The sequence below is a fragment of the Agromyces sp. PvR057 genome, from assembly GCF_040547485.1.
Taxonomy (GTDB): domain Bacteria; phylum Actinomycetota; class Actinomycetes; order Actinomycetales; family Microbacteriaceae; genus Agromyces.
Map to the genome: position 1 here is coordinate 596,633 of NZ_JBEPPT010000001.1, position 18,507 is coordinate 615,139.

Sequence of the window (18,507 nt, forward strand, 5' to 3'; positions counted from 1 at the left end):
TGGTGAGCCTCATGGATCCCGTCGCGACCACGCTCGTGATCCTCGCGCTCGCCATCGTGGCCTTCATGTCGAACCGGGTGCCACTGGGCATCGTCGCGATCGGCGTCTCGGTGGCGCTCTGGGCCACCGGCATCCTCGACCTCGCGCAGGCCCTCGCCGGGTTCGGCGATCCGACGGTGATCTTCATCGCGACGCTGTTCGTCGTGAGCGAGGCGCTCGACTCTACGGGCGTCACGGCATGGGCGGGCCAGCAGGTCATCGGTCGGGCCGGAACCGGACGCAAGGTGCTCCTCGTGGTCGTGTGCCTGCTGGTCGCCGCGGTGACCGCGCTGATCAGCGTGAACGGCGCGGTCGCGGCGCTGATCCCGGTCGTCGTGGTGGTCGCGTCGCGCGCCGGCGTCCCGCCGTCGCAGATGCTCATGCCGCTCGCGTTCTCGGCGCATGCGGGGTCGTTGCTCGCGCTGACGGGCACCCCCGTGAACATCATCGTGAGCGAGACGGCGGCGGATGCCGGGGCTCGCCCGTTCGGCTTCTTCGAGTTCGGGCTCGTCGGCGTCCCGCTCGTCGCCGGCACCGTGCTCATCATCACCCTGCTCGGACGCCGGCTCCTGCCGAACCGGGCGCCCTCGGTGATCCCGCAGGACACGTCGGCGCACGCCAGGGCCCTGCGCGCGCAGTACGCGCTGCCAGAGGGCACCGAGCTCATCGGCGTGCGTCGCGGTGCGACCGAGGTCGTCGTCGCGCCCCGCTCGTCGCTCATCGGCATGCGCCTGTTCCCCGGCATGCAGACGCCGAGCGGCGACCTCGTGGTGCTCGCCGTGCAGCGCGCCGGCGAGGACCTCGTCGGCCCCGACGCGACGCTGCAGGCGGGCGACACGCTGCTCCTCGGCGGCGGCTGGGACGAGCTGGAGCGCAACACGGCGGGCCCGGAAGTGCTCGTCGTCGAGGACCCGGCGCGCATCCGGCGCTCGGTTCCGCTCGGGGTCGGGGCGAAGCGGGCCATCGGCGTGCTCGCGGTCATGGTCGTGCTCCTCGCCACGGGAATCGTGCCGGCCGCGATCGCCGGCCTCGCCGCGGCATCCGCCATCGTGCTCCTGCGCGTCGTGACGCCGACGCAGGCGTACCGCAGCATCTCGTGGACGACCGTCGTGCTCGTCGCCGGCATGATCCCGCTGTCGACGGCGTTCGTCACGACCGGCACGGCCGACGTGATCGCCCGCGCGCTGCTCGACCTCGTGGGGGAGTCGTCGCCGTACCTGGCGCTCGCCGCGATGTGCGTGCTCACCGTGGTGCTCGGCCAGCTCATCTCGAACACCGCGACCGTGCTCATCGTCGCGCCGATCGCGGTCGTCGTCGCGGCCGACCTCGGCGTCTCGGTGCTGCCGTTCATGATGGCGCTGACCGTGTCGGGCGCGGCGGCGTTCCTCACGCCGGTCGCCACGCCCGCGAACACGATGGTGCTGGAGCCCGGCGGCTACCGCTTCGCCGACTACTGGAAGCTCGGGCTCCCGCTCCTGCTGTTCTTCCTCCTGATCGCGGTGCTGTACGTGCCGCTGATCTGGCCCTTCTGAGACCCGGACCTCGGGCACGCAGGCTGCGAATCCGCCGCCGGCACTCACGGTTCTCAGGATTCCGGGGTATTCTCGCGACACGCGTTATATCGCGTTCGACGGAGTCGTCGAAGACAACCTTGGGGGTGGTGCAGGTGACGGGCATCGAGGCGATCCTGATCGGGCTCGGCGTGATCATGCTGCTCTCGTTCGCCGTGCTGGTGACGTTCGTGCTCGTCGTGCGGTCCGCCGTGCGGCGCGTGCGACGCAACCGCACGGTCAGCGGTGCGGCGCTGCGCACGCGTGCCCGCCTCGCCCACGGGTCGCAGCGAACGGTGCTCGCCCTGCGCGTGCGACTCGACGAGACCCTGCGCAGCGGGCGGGCTGCCGTCGAGCTCGTCGCCGACTCGTCGCGAAGCGAGCTGCCCCGGCTCTTCCGCCGCATCGGCGACGAAGGCTCCGTGCTCGACCTGCAGCTGCGCTTGATGGAGTCCGAGACCGACGACCGTGCGCTCGCCGACGAGCTGCCGGCCGCACGCCAGCGCGTCGAGCAGGTCGAGGCGCTCGTGAAGCAGGTGCGGACCGCCGTGGCATCCGGGCTCTCCGGCTCAACCGATGACGCCCTCACGGCGCTCGGCTCCGAGGTCGACCGCGAGGTCGCCGCCCTGCACGCCGGCATCGAGCAGCTGCAGGCGCTCAACCGACGCGACGGCCGCACCGCGCCGCCACCGACCACGACGTTCACCACCGTTCGAGATGAGGGGACCCAGCGATGAGCACCAGCAACGGCAACAGCAATTCGGCGAGGATGAAGACGATCTTCCGGAGCAAGACCTCGAAGGCGCTCGACCGCATGGAGGATCCTCGGGAGACCCTCGATGACAGTTACGACCAGCAGGTGAAACTCCTCCAGCAGGTGCGCGTCGCGGTCGCCGACGTCGCGACCGCGAAGAAGCGCATCGAGCTGCAGGGCGAGGAGATGGGCGCGCGCTACCAGCGGCTCGGATCGCAGGCCGCCGAGGCGCTCGCGCAGGGTCGCGAAGACCTGGCCCGCGCCGCGCTCGAGCGACGCGCGATGCTCGAGGGGCAGGTGGGGCAGCTGCAGAGCCAGTTCGCCTCGCTCCAGCAGCAGACGGCCCAGTTGCAGGAGCGCGAGCGCCGGCTGACCGACCAGGTCGCCGCCTTCCGCATCGAGAAGGAGACGATCAAGGCGACCTACACGGCGTCCGAAGCGCAGGTGCGGGCGAACGAGGCCGTGTCGGGCATCAGCAACAGCATCACGGATGTCGGATCCAGCCTCGACCGTGCACGCGACCGCGTCGCCCAGATGCAGGCTCGGGCGGCGGCGACCGACGAGCTGCTCGCGAGCGGCGCGTTGACCGACCTCACGGCTGCACCCGACGCCGACATCGAGCGCCAGCTCGCGGTCATCTCGGCGCAGGCCGAGATCGAGCGCCAACTCGAGGCGATGAAGGGCGGATCAAGCGCGGGTGGCGCATCCGCGCAGCCTGGCTCTGGCGGCTGGACGAGCATCGGGCAGGCGCGGCCGGCCGGTCAGGCCTGAACCCGCGACACCATCCCGGCGAGGCGTCAGCGCAGGATGCCGCGCTGACGGGCCGCGGCGACCGCGGCCGTGCGCGACGACACGTCCAGTTTCGAGAAGACGTGCGCCAGGTGCGACTTCACGGTGGTCTCGCTGACGAAGAGTTCGGCGGCGATCGCGGTGTTCGACCGCCCGGCGGCGACGAGTTCGAGCACCTCGATCTCGCGTGAACTCAGGCTCACCGATGGTGCCCGCATGCGGTCAAGCAGTCGTGAGGCGATGACCGGGGCGAGGGCGCTCTCGCCCGCTGCGGCGGCGCGTACTGCTGCGAGGAGCTCGTGCGGCGGGGCGTCCTTCAGCAGGTAGCCGCTCGCGCCGGCCTCGACCGCGCCGAGGATGTCGGCGTCGGAGTCGTAGTTCGTGAGCACCAGCACGTACGGCGGGGCGCTGAGCGAGCGGATGCGCCGGGTCGCGTCGGCCCCGGTGCCGCCGTTCGCGCCGAACTGGAGGTCCATGAGCACCACGTCGGGATTCTCGCGCTCCGCGGCGCGCACGGCCTCATCTCCCGATGCGGCCTCGGCGACGACGTCGACATCGGACTCCTGACCGAAGAGCGCGACGAGCCCGGCTCGCACGATGGGGTGGTCGTCGGCGATCACGATGCGGATCATGCGACCCCCTCGAGCGCGATGGTCACGGCGAGCGTCGTGCCCAGACCCGGTGCGGAGTCGATGACGAGCACCCCGCCGAGCTGCTGCACACGCTCACGTGTGGCCCTCAGTCCGAACGAATCCGATCGACCGTCGGTGTTCGTGCTCTGCAGCGGATCGAACCCGTCGCCGTCATCGACCACGGTGAAGAGCACCTCGTCGTCCTCGACGGCCAGCGTGATCGTCGCGACGGATGCGTGTGCGTGCTGGATGACGTTCGCGATCGCCCCTTGCGCGATGCGGAGCAGTGCGGTCTGCAACTGCATCGGCAACGCCACCTGGTCGGAGACGCGCACGCGCACCTCCAGCCCGTCGGTCGCCCATTGCGTCTCGGCGAGACGGCGCAGCGAACCACCGAACCCGTGGTCGTCGAGGTCGGGCGGGGTGAGCTCACGGATGAACCGACGCGCGTCGGCGAGGTTCGCGGCGGCGGTCTCGCGGGCCAGCCGGATGTGCTCGATGCCGGGCCGCTCGCCGTCGGCGCGTTCGGCCGCGTGCAGGAGGATCTGGATGCTCGAGAGCCCCTGCGCCACCGTGTCGTGGATCTCGCGGGCCAGTCGTGCGCGCTCGGCGAGCACCCCCGACTCGTGCTCCGTCGTCGCGAGCTGGTTGCGTGTCGCGAGCAGTTCGTCCATGAGGGCCTCGCGTTGCGCGGCTTCGCGCGCGAGCGCCTGGTATCCGAGCCCGATGAGGAGCGCGACCCCGGCGCCGACGAGCGGGCCGACGACTCCGCCGATCGTCCACTCGCCGTGCAGGCCCAGCGCGCAGATCGCGATGATCGTCGAACCGAGGATCGCGGCGGACCCCCACCACCGGCCGAGCAGGTGCAGGTAGAGGAAGAACATCGGAAACACGAGGTAGGCGGCCTCGGGGATGAGCCACACGAGCACGACCCACTCGACGGTGAGCGCCGCGAGCCAGATCAGCGGGGCGACCCGCCGGCGCGAGCCTTCGCGTGCGTTCGCGGAGGCCAGCTCGTGCGCGTGCTCGCGCGGCCGGGCGACCACGCCGCCCAGGGCGTAGGTGAGCAGCAGCACCGCCGAGATCGCGACGACCAGGCCGCTGGATTCGGTCGGGGCGAGGATCGCGCGCACCATCACGAGCACGGTGAGGGCTGCGAACAGCACGTGCAGCCCGGTTCGCAGACCCACGAAGACCGGGGTCAACGCGGTGTGGGCCATGGGGCCGACTCTACGGGCAGGTCGCGGCGGCGGCACCCTTCGAAAGGACGATTCCCGGGTCATCCGTTCGCCCGCCGAATCGTGTGCGGAGTGCGGATGACGCGGGCGGGCCCCGCGAGAAGAGTGGGACATGCCACCTCGTCGGGTGGTCATGCCGCCCCATCGGGTGGCCGGAAAGGACTCAACATGTTCGTCGCGATCCGCGACCTCCGATTCGCCAAGGGCCGATTCGTGCTCATCGGCTCGGTCGTCGCGCTCATCACCATCCTGGTCGGGTTCCTCAGCGGGCTCACCGGCGGTCTCGCCACGCAGAACATCTCGGCCGTGCTCGACATCCCGGGCGACCGCATCGTGTTCTCGGCGCCCGCCGACGGCTCCGACGCGCCGAGCTTCTCGGACTCCGCCGTCACCGCGCAGCAGGCCGAGGACTGGGCCGCCGTTCCCGGCGTGCGCGGCGTCGAGCCCATCGGCATCAGCCAGACGAGCGCCGAGGCCGGTGACGTGCGCACGGCGATCGCCGTCTTCGGGGTGCAGCCCGGGTTCGACGCCACGGCCCCGTCCGCCGACGGACGCGTCGGGCTCTCGACGCCCGCCGCGAAGGACCTCGGCGTCGAAGGCGGTGACGAGATCTCCATCGCCGGCACCGCGTACACCGTCGAGACGATCGGGGGCGACGCCTGGTACAGCCACACCCCGGTCGTCGAGATGACGCTCGCCGACTGGCAGTCCTACGCCGCAGCGACCGGCGATCCGGGGGCGGACGCCACGGTGCTGGCCGTGAGCGGCGACCCCGACTGGGACGCCGCCGACGCCACGAACGGCACCGTCTCGAAGACGACCCTCGGATCCCTGCTCGCGCTCAGCGCCTTCAAGTCGGAGATCGGCTCGCTGCTGCTCATGGTCGCGATGCTGTTCGGCATCTCGGGGCTCGTCATCGGCGCGTTCTTCACCGTCTGGACCATGCAGCGCAAGGGCGACATCGCCGTGCTCAAGGCCCTCGGGGCGAGCACCGGTTCGCTCGTGCGGGACGCCCTGGGGCAGGCGCTCGTCGTGCTCGCGCTCGGCATCGGGGTGGGCCTCGCCGTGGTCGCGCTGTTCGGTGCGCTCGTCGGCGGAAGTGCCCTGCCGTTCCTGCTCAGCCCGATCACCACCCTCCTGCCGGCCGTCATCATGATCGTGCTCGGCCTCGCCGGAGCCGGCTTCGCGCTCCGCTCCGTCACCTCCGCAGACCCACTGACCGCCCTCGGGAGCAACCGATGATCACCCTCGACACCATCACCCTGACCTTCCCCGACGGCGACGGGCGGCTCACGGCCGTCGACCGGGTGTCGCTCACCGCGCACCCCGGAACCGTCACGGGCATCACCGGCCCGAGCGGGTCGGGCAAGTCCAGCCTGCTCGCCGTGGCCGCGACGCTCATCCGACCCGATGCCGGCCGCGTGCTGATCGACGACGTCGACGCGACGCAGCTCGACGCCGGCGAGGCCACCGAGCTGCGACGCAGCCGGATCGGCATCGTGTTCCAGCAGTCGAACCTGCTGCCCTCCCTCACGGCGACCGAACAGCTCACGGTGATGAACGAGCTCGGCGCGAAGCACAGTCGCCGCAACCGCGGTGCCGCCTCGGCTCGGGCCGACGAACTCCTCGACGCCGTGGGCCTCGCCGATCAACGTGGCAAGCGACCGCACCAGCTCTCGGGAGGTCAGCGGCAGCGCGTGAACATCGCGAGGGCGCTCATGAACGATCCGAGTGTGCTGCTCGTCGACGAACCCACGAGCGCCCTCGACCAGGAGCGCGGGGCGAGCATCATCGAGCTGATCCTGAGGCTCACCGACGAACGCAACACCTCGACCCTGCTCGTCACCCACGACCTCGTGCACCTGCCGCGCATGCACGGCGTCGTGCACCTGGTCGACGGGCGGATCACCGAGGTCGCACGCGCCGCGGCCTGACGCCACCGAGCGGATGCCACGCGGGCCGACGTCGACGATCGTGTCGGCGAGACCGATCCGGTCGCGACCCGTGCGGCGCTGCGCCGTCGGTCTCGGGACTCAGCCGGCTGACTGGCGGCGCACCATCTCGGCGATCCAGAGCGGTGCGAACGGCGACGTGCAGTTCGGCGGGGTCGGGTAGTCCTTCAGCACCTCGAGGCGTTCACCGATGTCGATCGCCCGTTCCCGGTACTCGGGGTGGTGGATGCCGATGGAGGCCAGGCAGTCGTTCATGGACCACTGCAGGCGAGGCGGGGCGTCTTTCATGTGCGCGTCGATGAGGTCGAGGAGCCCGGCGAGGTCGAGTCCTTCGGGGCTCTTCGCGATGCGGGCGGCGGTGAGCGACCATCCGGCGCTCGCGACGATGTCGTCGGGGTCGTCGAACCAGGCGACCCGCAGTTCCTCGACGTGCGGGCTCTTCTTCACGAGGTAGTTGACGAGCCAGTCGTGCACCTTGGGCACGCGGCCCTCGCGCAGCATCTCGTCGAGCTCGGCGGCGGTGTACTCCTTGGGGCGACTGATCAGGATCGCGACGAGCCGCGCCGGCGTCTCGCCGGTCGCCCAGAGCTGCACCGCGAGATCCTGCTGGATCTTCAGGCGCTTGGCCACGCCGCGCAGCTGGCTGAGGTTGACGCCGTGGTCGTCGCCGTGGCGTTCGTTGACCGCCCGGACCTTCGGGTCCTCGAGTGCCGCGAGCTCGGCGAGCACCTCGCCGACTGCCGGGTCGAGCACCTTCGCACCAACTGCCACCGTGGTCTCCTCCGTTCGGCCGGGCTGGGATTCCAGCCTAGGTCGGGATCAGCGCGGCAGCACCTCGGCGAGGTGCTCCAGCTCGCCCAGGCGGTCGTCGCCGATCGGCGTGAGCACGACGGTGGTCGCGCCGGCCGCGTGCCGGGCGGCGAGCCGCTCGCGCACCTGCTCGGCCGTGCCGGCGAGGGCGAGCTCGGCGACCCACGCGTCGGGCAGGCGCTCGGCGAACTCGTCTGGTCCGGCGCTCGACGCGCGCAGCGCGGCGAGGTCGTCGGCGAACGGGAGGCCGACGAGGTGCGGGGCCCAGTCGGGCTCGCCGATCCACGCGAGTCCGGGGCGCACGCGGGCGAGTGCCGCCTGCGGGTCGGCGTCGACCGCCGCGACGTCGTAGGACACGACGAGGTGGCTCGCGGCATCCGTCGCCCCGCTCCTCACGTGCTCGACCGCAGCGGCGATGTACGGCGGCGCGGCGGGCTCGGCGAGCACCACGCCGTCGGCCGTCGCCCCGGCCACCGCGAGCGACTTCGGTCCGCGCACGCCGAGCACCACGGGCGGCACGACCGACGCGGGCTCGACGAGTTCGACGCCCTCGACGTCGACGTACCGGCCGGCCGCGGGCCCCGGTTCACCGCGGAGCAGCGCCCGCACGGCCGTCGTGAACTCGCCGAGCAGGGTCAGCGGGCTCTTCGGCCACGCGCCGACCTGCCGCATCCACTCGGGCATGCCGTGCCCGATGCCGGCGATGAACCGGCCAGGGAACATGAGGGCGAGCGTGTTGATCTCCATCGCGGTGAAGGCCGCGTTGCGCGCGCCTGCGGGCAGGATGCCGACGCCGACGGTGATGCGCTCGGTCGCCGCGAGCACGGCCCCCGCCTGCGCGAGCCCGCCGCGGAATCCCAGGTCCTCGACGAGCCAGACCTCGTCGAAGCCGAGCTCCTCGACGCGCCGCGCGTACGGCAGCACCTGGTCGACGGGCAGGTCACGGGGCAGCAGGACGCCGACGCGGGCGGCGATGGGAGCGGTCACGGTGTCATCCTTCCAGAGGCGAAGCTCCGTTCGGGGCGTGGCCCGCCGCGCCGTAGGATCGACCGGTGCCAACCCTCGCCCTCGCCACCGTCCAGCTGATCGTGCTCTGACATGGCGAAGCCGGCTCGCACGATCGCCCCGCGCATCGACCGCATCCTGCTGCCCGACCTCGACCCGGCGGATGCCGCGGTGCTGGTGTCGGGCGCAGACCTCGAGGGCGTCCGGGTCGCCGGCGGCGACCTCTCCGAGCGCGACCTCACGGGCATCCGCCTGCGCGAGGTCGAGGTCGTCGGGGTCACGGCCCACGACGTGCACCTGCGCGGCGCCGACATCGCCGAGACGGTGCTCGACCGCTGGGACGCACCGGTGCTGCGGGCGCCGCGCGCGAGCCTTAGCGACGTGGTCGTGTCGAACTCGCGCATCGGGTCGGTCGAGTTCTACGAGGACACCTGGCAGGCCGTCCACTTCGTGGGATGCAAGCTCGGGTTCGTGAACCTCCGCGGCGCGACGCTGCGCGACGTGCGGTTCACCGACTGCACGGTCGACGAACTCGACCTCGGCGGAGCCAGGGTCGAGCGCATGGCGTTCACGGACTCCGACGTACGCTCGCTCGACGTCACGAGCGCCAGGCTCGCCGATGTCGACCTGCGGGGCCTCGACCTCGACGTGACCGGGGTCGAGGGGCTGCGCGGCGCGACGATGGACGAGCTGCAGGTGGCGCTCATCGCGACGCGGCTGGCCGAGCAGCTCGGCATCCGCATCGTCGGCTGACCCGCCGCGGCGGGCGGGTAGCCTGAGAGGTGCGCCCCGCCGGTCCGTCGACCGCGCCGGGCGCGGCCGCGAAAGGACACCCCTGATGCTGTATTCCCAGACCCCTGCCGCCGAGAAGCGCCGCCTGTTCCGCGAGCGCCTCGCCTCGGGCGAGCTGCTCCGCTTCCCCGGCGCGTTCAACCCGCTGTCGGCCCGCCTCATCGAGCGCAAGGGCTTCGAGGGCGTCTACATCTCGGGCGCGGTGCTCGCGGCCGACCTCGGCCTGCCCGACATCGGCCTGACGACGCTCACCGAGGTCGCCGGCCGAGGCCAGCAGATCGCGCGCATGACCGAGCTGCCGGCGATCATCGACGCCGACACCGGGTTCGGCGAGCCGATGAACGTGGCCCGCACGATCCAGACCCTCGAAGACGCCGGCATCGCGGGCACCCACATCGAGGACCAGATCAACCCCAAGCGCTGCGGCCACCTCGACGGCAAGCAGGTCGTCGACGAGAACACCGCGATCAAGCGCATCCGCGCGGCTTCCGATGCCCGCCGCGACCCGAACTTCCTCATCATGGCGCGCACCGACATCCGCGCCGTCGAGGGGCTCGACGCGGCGATCGACCGCGCCAAGGCGCTCGTCGACGCCGGTGCCGACGCGATCTTCCCCGAGGCGATGCGCGACCTCGGCGAGTTCGAGGCCATGCGCGCGGCGCTCGACGTGCCGATCCTCGCCAACATGACCGAGTTCGGCAAGAGCGACCTGTTCTCGGTCGACCAGCTGCGCGACGCCGGCGTCAACATCGTGATCTGGCCGGTCTCGCTGCTCCGCATCGCGATGGGCGCGGCCGGCCGCGGCCTCGACACGATCATCGACGAGGGCCACCTCACCTCGAAGCTCGGCGAGATGCAGCACCGCGCCGACCTGTACGACCTCGTCGACTACGAGGAGTACAACCACTTCGATCAGGACGTGTTCAACTTCCAGATCGCGCGCTGAGTCGGCGCTGCCGACGACGCAGAGGGGCGGATGCCACGGCATCCGCCCCTCTGTCGTACCCGTCGGTCGTACTCGCCCGCGCGGGCTAGCCGACCGACTCCAGCTCGTGCTCCCGCTGCGCGAGCGCCTCGGCCACGGCGGCCTCGATGCGGGCGGCCTCACGGCGCTTCCGACGTCGGCGCAGCACGAGGAACGCGATCGCGGCGGCCGCGAGCACGAGCACGATGAGGAGCAACGTCCACGGCACGGCCCAGCCGGTGGCAGATGCCTGCACCTCGGGCAGCGGGGCGTTGCCGGTCGTGCTGCCCTCGACCGGAAGCCGGGGCGAGAGGTCGACGGTCGCGGTCAGCAGGCCCGTCGGCACGACGCCGGGCACCACCGCGGTGACGTCCCTCGTGTCGCCGGGCAGCAGTTCGGGCAGGGCCTCGAGCTGCGTCGCCTCGACGCGGAGCATGCCGAACGGGCCCGCCACGTCGATCGCCTGGTCGGCTGCGAGTCGCGCGTTGCCCGTGTTGTGCACCGTGTAGGTGACGGTCGCGGTGCCGGCGGCGAAGGGGTCCGCGCTCCCCGAGTAGTCGATGCGCAGGTCCTCGATCGCGAGCACGGGGGCGAGCTCACCGCCGACGCGCAGCTGCACGCGGATGCCGAGGCGGCGGTCGACGCTGACACCCGACGCCGACTCGGGGGTCGGCAGCGCGGTCACGATGCCGCCTGAGTAGTCGCCGGGGGTGACGCCCGCCGGCACCTCGACGTGGAAGGGGATCTCGGCCGATTCGCCGGCCTCGAGGTGCACGGTCGGCGCCGCGAGCGTGATCCACGAGCCGACCGCGGTCGACGGGGTGTCGTTCGCCACGAGGTCGAGCACGCCGGTCTCGGTCGTGAAGCCGTCGGCGGCGGAGAGGTCGAGGTCGACCGCCACGTCGTCGTTGTTGGTGACGACGATGGCGTCGTCGAGCCCGGTGCCGGGGTCGAGCACGTACGCGTAGTTCGCGCGCTCGGCGCCCAGGTCGTTCGAGGCCGTTCGCACGCCCCAGCTGACGGGGTCGTCGGCGGCGACGGCGGGCCCGGCCCCGAACCCGGCGAGTCCGGCCAGCGCCGTCGCGACGACGGCGGCGCCGAGGGCGAGTGCGGCGGCCGGTCGCGAACGGCGGGTGCGGCGCGGGAGCGCGGCTGCGGGGGAGGGCAGGTGGAGTTCGTGCATGGGGTCCTCGATGGATCTGGTGGAACGGGGGAGGCCGGGGCGGGGATCGCCCGCCCCGGCCGGGAGACGACTAGCTCAGCGCCGTGAGCGTGAGCGTCGCCGTGTAGGTGCCCTCGGCGATGTTCGACGGGACCTTCAGGAACAGGTCCGCGCCGAGCTTGGCCGCGCCGAACGCGTGGCCGACCGCAGCCGAACCGAGCGTCGAGGCCACCGAGAGGCCGTCGCCGGCGTCGAAGCCCGAACCGATCGCCGCGCCGGCGGTCGCGCCGCCGCCCGCTTCGGTGACCTTCGGGGTCCAGCCGAGGTACTTGCCCGAGAACGTCTCGCCGCCGGCCGCGAACTCGCCGGCCTGCGCCGAGATCGACCAGACGGGCGCGCCCCTGCGGGTGTCGGAGACGCGGATCGGGTTGATCGCGCCGTTCGCCTCGAACGCGTCGGCCTTCTGCACGGCGGTGCCGAGGTCGACGAGGCCGTTCGTGCCGTCGATGTTCCAGGCGAACTCGCCTGCCGCGGCCTCGGGCACCGTGACCTGCACCTGCTGCGCGACGCCGGACTCGTCGGCCTCACGCGTGAGCGTGACCTGGTCGACGACGCTGTTCACGGGCTTCTGGGCGCCGTTCGCCTGCGAGCGCAGGGTCTTCACGGTGATCGCGGCGTCGCTGATCTCGACGGCCGAGTAGTTGCGCACGTTCTCCTGGTTCGAGACCGAGAGCCACGGGAAACCCGAGGCCTGGAGGCCGTAGTACTTCGAGCCCGAGGCGGAGTTCGCGGTCACGTACAGCACGCCGCCGGGGCCGGCGACGACCTGGTCGGCGCCGGCGGCCTCATCGGCGTTCGCCTTCTCGCCATTGCGCAGCAGGTAGCTGCGCGCGTAGCTGTGGTCGTGGCCCTGGAGCACGAGGTCGACGCCGAGGTCGGAGATCACGGTCGGCAGGTTGGCGCGGCGGTCGGCCACATCGCTGTCGGTCGCGTGCGGACCGGCCGAGTAGATCGAGTGGTGGAATGCGAGCACCTTCCACGTCGCCTCGTCGCCGTGCTCGGCCACGACCTGCTGCATCCACGGGATGTGGGTGCTGTAGTCGCGGCTGTTGGAGTTCAGGTTCATGAACAGGACGTCCTTGTAGATGAACCAGTAGTCGCCGCCCGACGCGGTCGCCGTGCCGGAGCCGGCCGTGCGGTCGGTGTTCGGCGTGTTGAAGTGCTGCTCGTAGGCCTTCGAGCCGACGTCGTGGTTGCCGTTCGTCGCGACGAACGGGACCTCGCGCAGCTGGTCAGGGCCGAGGAACGCCTGGTACTGCGCCTCGTTCGAGGCCGACTCGACCTGGTCGCCGGCCGAGAAGAGCAGCTCGGCATCGGGGTAGGTCTGCGTGGCCACGTTGACCGTGTCGAGCCATCCGGCGGCGTCATTCGCGACGTTGCCGGAGGAACCGATCTGCGGGTCGCCGAAGAACAGCAGGTCGAACGCGCCCTCGAAGTCCTGCGTGCGGAACGACTCGACGGCCGACCAGGCGCCCTCGGCACCGACGCGGTACACGTAGGCGGTGTTCGAGGCGAGCCCCGAGATCGTGGCGAAGCGGTTGAACTCGCCGCTCGTCGTCGGGCCGCCCGTCGCGGCCACGCTCGTCGCGGACGCCGGGAAGGCCCCGCCCGTGTACGCGGCGGCCGGTGCGAACTGCACGACCTGCGCGGTGTCGGCCGAGGAGTACCACGCGAGGTTGCGCTGGGTCTCGTCGGAGCCGACGCCGAGCACGAGGTCCGAGAGCGACGCGGCGCCGACCTGCTCGGCGACCGGTGCGAGCGACGTCAGGTCGAGGTAGACGTCGCTCGAGGTCGCGCGGTCCTGATACAGCGCGATCGCGACGGTGTTCGTGCCGGCGTGCAGCACCGCGTCGGGCACCGTGAAGGCGCTCGTCACGGGGTCGCTCAGGCCGTTGCCCGCATACGTGAGGTTCTGCGTCGCGGGGTCGGCGGCGTTCACGCGGTCGTCGGCGAAGCCCGCGACCTTGGTGCCGTTGATGAAGATCTGCACCGCGTCGTCGTAGACGACCGAACCGGTCAGCCCCGAGATCGCGCCGAGCTGGTCGTTCGTCAGGTCGAAGGTCGTGCGGAAGTGGTACGTCGGCACATCGACCTTCGTCGCCGCGGCCGGGTCGAGGTACTGGTTCACGACCGTCGTCACCGGGAATCCGCTGCCGAGGTTCGGCACGGCCGCGCCGTTCTTCGCGCCGAACGCGCCCGCGCCCGACTTCCAGGCCGTGTCGTCGAATCCGGCGACCGTCCAGGCGAGCCGGTTCGCGTTGCCGGCTGCCGGGTCGGTGCCGTTGTCGGAGAACTTCCAGGTGGAAGCCGTGGTGAGGAGGGTCGCGGGCAGTTCGGCCGCGCCGGCCGAGAGAGCGCCCATGGCCACGGATCCCGCGATGAGCGAGATCAGGGTGCCGGTGGCGACCACGCCGCGTGAGGGACGGAGGTTCCGCCCGCCCGCTTCGCTTGTCATCTTCATGAAGGGGTGCAACACCTTTCGGATGCGTATGAGGTGCGCGGAGTGCGCGGCCCAACGGTCGTCTCGCGGCGTGAACCGGAACTGAACATCCGTCCGACGGTCGATGACCCGCAGCCGAATCCCGGGCGGCTGGCGGCAGGGTTAGCCGAGTCCGAGCAGGCGCTCGACGAACCACACGAGTCCCATGAGCGCGACGCCGGCCGAGACGGCGACGCCCAGCCAGAGGCCGGTGCGCGGGGCGCGCGAGCGGGTCGTCGCCAGCAACGGGAAGACCACGAGGATGATGGCGATCTGCACGGCCTCGATGCCGACGTTGAAGACCAGGAGCGAGCCGAGCAGCGACCACGACCACGGTTCGTCGATGCCGAGGGCGCCGGCGAACCCGAGCCCGTGGATCAGGCCGAACCCGAACACCACGGCCAGGCGGAGCCAGTCGGTGCGGGTGAGCCCGAGGAGCCCGGTCGGCGCGGTCGGCGTCACGAGCGCACGGCCGCGCTGCCGCGAGACCTGCCAGAGGTACACGACCGCCACGACGGCGATCGACAGTGCGATGATCGGCTCCACGACCGCCGCCGGCACGGTCACGATGCCGACCGCGGCGAGCAGGAACGTCACCGAGTGGGCGATCGTGAAGCTCGTCGCGGCGAGCACCACGTCGCGGAGGCGCCGCGAGCCCACGATGAGCGCGAGCAGGAACAGGATGTGGTCGGCGCCCGACAGCAGGTGCTCGGCGCCGAGCAGGAAGAACTCGCCGAAGCGCTCGGTCCACGCCTGCCCGGTGGAGAACTCGGGGTGCGCGGCGTCGAGCGCCGCGCTGCCGGCTGCGTCGCCGAACGCGTAGTCGAGGATCGTCTCGGTGCCGGTGACGTAGCCCTCCTCGTCGGGGAAGAGACTGCTGCGAACTGCGATCGCCGTCTCGGTTCCGGATGCCGCGGGGCAGGCGAACTCCAGCGTGAGCTGCGCGTACGGCACGCCGTCGCGCTCGTGCGCGCGCAGGTCGCCCACCTGGGTCGGCGCGCACGAGGCGCCGTCGGCGGAGACCGCGAACCGCTCGGTGACGTAGCCGACGACCGTCTCGGCGTGCGCGTTCAGAGCCTCGGCCTCGCTGCCCGTCTCGAAGAGCGACATCCCGTCGTCGAAGAACGCGTCATCGTTCCCGTTCTCGGCGGCCGAGACGACGAGCAGGTCGTACTCGAGGTCGAGCTCGGTGCGGATGCCGCCGTCGGGGGACTCGGCGGCGTCGACGTAGACGGTCGACGAGAAGCCGTGCGCTGCGGCGGGCGTCGCGCCGAGCAGGGCGGCGAGGGTCGCGAGTGCGGCGAGCACGAGGGTGAGCGCGGCCGCCGCGCGTGGCGACGGGCCGCGGCGGATCGACGGGGTGGCGGGTCGGGGCATCGGGGCGGAACTCCTTCGGGTCGCGGGTACCCTGCCGCAGCGAGGTGAACGTGCGGCGGACGCGAGGCGAACGGCCGAGCGTTCCGCTCCCGTTCACCTCGGGGGCACCGACGGGTCGGCACCGGGTCGCGCGCCTCGGGCACGATCGGCGGGTGCCTCGCCCCGCCCCTCGCCCCGCCCCTCGCGCCGATCCCCGCGCCGACCCTCGCCGTTCCCGTCCCGGACCTCTCGGCCGTTCCGGGCTCCGCGCTCCCGCGCTCCGGCCGGCCGCCGGAGTCCTCGCCGCGGGTCTCGCACTGCTCGCCGGGCTGAGCGGGTGCGCGGTCGCCGGGTCGACGACGATCGCGGACGGCTCCGTCGTCGGCGAGGCGGGCTCGATCGGCGTGCTCGGCACCGGGTTCCTCGGCGACGACCTCAGCCCGACACCCGAGGCCACGATCGCCCCCGAACCCGGCTCGTGGAGCCGGGTCGAGGTTCCCGCCGGATTCCGCGCGGTCGTGGTGGCCGCCCAGGGCGACGCCACGACGGCGACCATCGTCGCGGCGATCTCGGCATGGGCCGACCGGGCCGGCGCGGAACTGGAGATCCTCCCCGCGGCCGGCGCCGCCGAGCTCAGCGACCGCTTCGAGCAGGCGACGTCGGCCGGCGCAGACCTCGTGATCGGCGCCGGGGAGGGGGTCGTCGACGAGTTCGCCTACGGCACGGCCCAGCACCTCGACCAGCAGTACCTCGTGATCGGCGCCCAGCTCGGCGAGCCGACCGAGAACGTCACCTCGGTCATCTGGCCGGGCGCCACGTTCCGGGGCACCGGCATCACCGACGACGTGCAGGATGCCGCGGCGGTCACGCCTGCGCGCGCCGGCGAGGCGCTCGACGCCGGCGTCGCCGCCGTGCTGCACGGCGTGACGGGCATCGTGGTCTCACTGCCGGAGTCGGCGACGGCGTCGGAATGAGCGGTGCGGATGCCGCGGCATCCGCTCGCCCTCAGAACCGGCTGAGTCCGCTGCCGAGCACGACGACTCCGACCATCAGCACGATCAGCGAGGTGACGACGGCGCTGTTGCGGATCAGCCAGTCCTGCCAGATGACGAGGCGGGGCTCCATGCGCGCGGGGGCGGCGAGGGTGACGATGATCGGCACGGCGACGCTCGACGCGGCGATCACCACGTAGACGCCGACCGCGATCGCCGTCGCGGTGAGGTCGAGGCCCTCTCCGCGGATGGCCAGCCCTGCGGCGATCGCGAGCAGGATCGCCTTGGGGCGCAGGTTGAGCACGAGGGCGAGTCCGACGGCCTGCCACGCGCCGATCCGGTCGATGGATCGGAGCCACTTCGGCAGCTCGGTGCGCGCGTCGTGCCGACTCCGCACCCACGAGACGATGGCGAGCACGATGAGGGCCGACCCGATCACCGTCTCCCAGATGCCGATCGCCGTGTTCGGGCGCAGGCCGATCTTCGGCGTGGGGATGAGCTGCGCGAACAGCGTGCAGATCGAGACGACGACGAGCAGTCCGGCGACCCAGCCGATGAGGAAGGGCAGCGCCGTGCGGGTGCGGTTCGGCGAGAGCAGCAGCACGATGGTGGCCATGACGGGCACGGAGCTGACCGCGGCCGCGACCGCGATCGGGAGCAGGTGGCCGATGGCGGCGAGCATCGTCGTCGGTCCCGCCGGCTCAGTCGGACTTCGCGTCGTCGCCGGGCACGGCGGTCTCGGTGAGGGCCGAAGGGCCGGCCTTGCGCGTGCGGCGCTCGGCCTTGCGCGCGGCATCCGATGCGCTGAGGGTCGCCTTCGTCTCGTCGAGGTCGCCGAGCAGGGGGCGAACCCACGGCATGCGCGGATTGGTGTCGACGAGCATGCCGCGCACGAGGAGCGTGAGCGGGATCGCGAGGATCGCCCCGGTGGGCCCGAGCACGATCGCCCAGAACAGCACGGAGAAGAAGGTGATCGACTGGCTGAGGGCGACGGCGTTGCCGACGACGCGGGGCTGGACGATCGACTGCACGCCCGCGTTCACGATGCCGTAGAGCACGATGACGGCGATCACGGTCGGCCAGCCGCCGGTGAGGGCGCCGAAGATGATGGGCGGGATGATCGCGATGAAGTAGCCGACGTTGGGGATGAAGCTGCAGATGAACGACAGGAGGCCCCAGATGAACGCGCCGGGCACGCCGAGGAGTTCGAGGACGACCCAGTTGATGACGCCCTGGGCGACGCCGAGCGCGGTCGTGACGACCATGTAGCGACGGACGTTCGAGGCGTAGCCGCGGAGCGAGCGCACGAGCAGCGGGCGATGCGGCTCGATCTTGCCCAGCACGGCCGGCAGCAGCGAGGCGTCCATGGGCATGAGGAGCAGCATCGTGAAGATGATGACGAAGGTCGTCGTGAGGCCGACGGCGCCGCCGACCAGCCCCCAGACCACCTGCACGACCTGTCCGGCGTCGAAGCTGCCCAGCACGGCGGAGATCTCGGTGGAATCGACGCCGATCGAGGCGAGCCAGCCGCCGAGGCTCGCGAGCCAGGCATGGATCTCGGGGGCGAACTGGGGGAGCAGCTCAGCGAACTGGCTGAGCGCGATGGCCACGGCGTAGCCGAAGACGACGACGAGCGCGATGAGCGCGACGATCACGGCCCCGGTGGCGATGCCGCGGGGCACGCCGCGTCGCTCGAGCGCGACCCTGATCGGCTGCGCGCAGATCGTCAGGATGAGGGCGAGGAAGACGGGCGCGACGATCGAGGCGATCTGGGCGAGGCCGATGACCGCCAGGGTTCCGCCGCCGAGGGCCATGAGGAGGTACGCGTTGCGGTTCACGGGCGTGGCTGCGGCGGCGGCAGCGACGGCTTCCGGCGCGTCGGGCGCCGGTTCGGGCTTCGGGTGCTTCCGATTCCACCACATCGAGGTCAGGC

17 protein-coding genes are annotated in these 18,507 nt (G+C 71.8%); 8 read left to right on the top strand and 9 right to left on the bottom strand.

Going from position 1 to position 18,507, the window contains the following annotated elements:
- Positions 1 to 11: 11 nt before the first annotated feature.
- The 3 genes from ABIC29_RS02625 (at position 12) to ABIC29_RS02635 (ending at position 3,114) form a co-directional block, all read left to right on the top strand.
- Positions 12 to 1,571: an SLC13 family permease gene (locus ABIC29_RS02625; RefSeq protein ID WP_354242448.1), complete on the top strand. Its 1,560-nt coding sequence runs from the start codon at positions 12 to 14 to the stop codon at positions 1,569 to 1,571.
- 125 nt (positions 1,572 to 1,696) lie between these two features.
- Positions 1,697 to 2,326 (top strand): hypothetical protein, encoded by a 630-nt coding sequence (locus ABIC29_RS02630; protein WP_116080716.1) that lies wholly within the window; start codon positions 1,697 to 1,699, stop codon positions 2,324 to 2,326.
- Positions 2,323 to 3,114, top strand: a complete 792-nt coding sequence (locus tag ABIC29_RS02635; protein WP_116080717.1) for a PspA/IM30 family protein — start codon at positions 2,323 to 2,325, stop codon at positions 3,112 to 3,114. The genes ABIC29_RS02630 and ABIC29_RS02635 overlap by 4 nt, the downstream gene beginning before the upstream one ends.
- A gap of 26 nt (positions 3,115 to 3,140) precedes the next feature.
- Here the strand turns inward: ABIC29_RS02635 and ABIC29_RS02640 are convergent, their stop codons facing one another.
- A complete protein-coding gene (locus tag ABIC29_RS02640; protein ID WP_116080718.1) occupies positions 3,141 to 3,764 on the bottom strand; it encodes a response regulator in 624 nt (207 codons plus the stop codon).
- Positions 3,761 to 4,984 (bottom strand): sensor histidine kinase, encoded by a 1,224-nt coding sequence (locus ABIC29_RS02645; protein ID WP_116080719.1) that lies wholly within the window; start codon positions 4,982 to 4,984, stop codon positions 3,761 to 3,763. The genes ABIC29_RS02640 and ABIC29_RS02645 overlap by 4 nt, the downstream gene beginning before the upstream one ends.
- Positions 4,985 to 5,170: 186 nt before the next feature.
- Here ABIC29_RS02645 and ABIC29_RS02650 point away from each other — a divergent pair, with 186 nt between their 5' ends.
- The gene (locus ABIC29_RS02650; RefSeq protein WP_354242454.1) at positions 5,171 to 6,244 is read left to right on the top strand and encodes an ABC transporter permease; all 1,074 of its coding nucleotides are present in this window, start codon (positions 5,171 to 5,173) and stop codon (positions 6,242 to 6,244) included.
- Entirely contained in the window at positions 6,241 to 6,936 is a 696-nt protein-coding gene (locus tag ABIC29_RS02655) for an ABC transporter ATP-binding protein (RefSeq protein ID WP_354242457.1), read from the top strand. Before ABIC29_RS02650 ends, ABIC29_RS02655 begins: the two co-directional genes overlap by 4 nt.
- 99 nt (positions 6,937 to 7,035) lie before the next feature.
- On the opposite strand, the gene ABIC29_RS02660 is transcribed toward ABIC29_RS02655, so the two are convergent.
- On the bottom strand, positions 7,036 to 7,725 hold the full coding sequence (locus ABIC29_RS02660; protein ID WP_354242460.1) for a DNA alkylation repair protein: 690 nt from the start codon (positions 7,723 to 7,725) through the stop codon (positions 7,036 to 7,038).
- 48 nt (positions 7,726 to 7,773) lie between these two features.
- Positions 7,774 to 8,751: an LLM class flavin-dependent oxidoreductase gene (locus ABIC29_RS02665; protein WP_116080723.1), complete on the bottom strand. Its 978-nt coding sequence runs from the start codon at positions 8,749 to 8,751 to the stop codon at positions 7,774 to 7,776.
- 111 nt (positions 8,752 to 8,862) lie between these two features.
- Between ABIC29_RS02665 and ABIC29_RS02670 the strand changes: the two genes are divergently transcribed.
- Positions 8,863 to 9,522 (top strand): pentapeptide repeat-containing protein, encoded by a 660-nt coding sequence (locus ABIC29_RS02670; protein WP_354242463.1) that lies wholly within the window; start codon positions 8,863 to 8,865, stop codon positions 9,520 to 9,522.
- Positions 9,523 to 9,607: 85 nt separating this feature from the next.
- On the top strand, positions 9,608 to 10,507 hold the full coding sequence (gene prpB / locus ABIC29_RS02675) for a methylisocitrate lyase (protein WP_354242466.1): 900 nt from the start codon (positions 9,608 to 9,610) through the stop codon (positions 10,505 to 10,507).
- 85 nt (positions 10,508 to 10,592) lie between these two features.
- Here prpB and ABIC29_RS02680 read toward each other — a convergent pair whose 3' ends face one another.
- From ABIC29_RS02680 to ABIC29_RS02690, 3 genes are all read right to left on the bottom strand, one after another.
- Positions 10,593 to 11,708 (bottom strand): WxL protein peptidoglycan domain-containing protein, encoded by a 1,116-nt coding sequence (locus ABIC29_RS02680; protein ID WP_116080726.1) that lies wholly within the window; start codon positions 11,706 to 11,708, stop codon positions 10,593 to 10,595.
- Positions 11,709 to 11,778: 70 nt separating this feature from the next.
- Positions 11,779 to 14,208, bottom strand: coding sequence for a purple acid phosphatase family protein (locus ABIC29_RS02685; RefSeq protein WP_354242470.1), 2,430 nt, complete (start codon positions 14,206 to 14,208; stop codon positions 11,779 to 11,781).
- Between the two features lie 141 nt (positions 14,209 to 14,349).
- Positions 14,350 to 15,603: a HupE/UreJ family protein gene (locus tag ABIC29_RS02690; protein WP_354242473.1), complete on the bottom strand. Its 1,254-nt coding sequence runs from the start codon at positions 15,601 to 15,603 to the stop codon at positions 14,350 to 14,352.
- A gap of 152 nt (positions 15,604 to 15,755) precedes the next feature.
- On the opposite strand from ABIC29_RS02690, the gene ABIC29_RS02695 reads away from it, so the two are divergent.
- Positions 15,756 to 16,556: a BMP family ABC transporter substrate-binding protein gene (locus ABIC29_RS02695; RefSeq protein ID WP_354242476.1), complete on the top strand. Its 801-nt coding sequence runs from the start codon at positions 15,756 to 15,758 to the stop codon at positions 16,554 to 16,556.
- Positions 16,557 to 16,587: 31 nt separating this feature from the next.
- On the opposite strand, the gene ABIC29_RS02700 is transcribed toward ABIC29_RS02695, so the two are convergent.
- Together ABIC29_RS02700 and ABIC29_RS02705 are read right to left on the bottom strand one after the other, a co-directional pair.
- Entirely contained in the window at positions 16,588 to 17,256 is a 669-nt protein-coding gene (locus ABIC29_RS02700) for a GAP family protein (protein ID WP_158551744.1), read from the bottom strand.
- 19 nt (positions 17,257 to 17,275) lie between these two features.
- Positions 17,276 to 18,496 (bottom strand): AI-2E family transporter, encoded by a 1,221-nt coding sequence (locus tag ABIC29_RS02705; protein ID WP_354242478.1) that lies wholly within the window; start codon positions 18,494 to 18,496, stop codon positions 17,276 to 17,278.
- Positions 18,497 to 18,507: the final 11 nt, after the last annotated feature.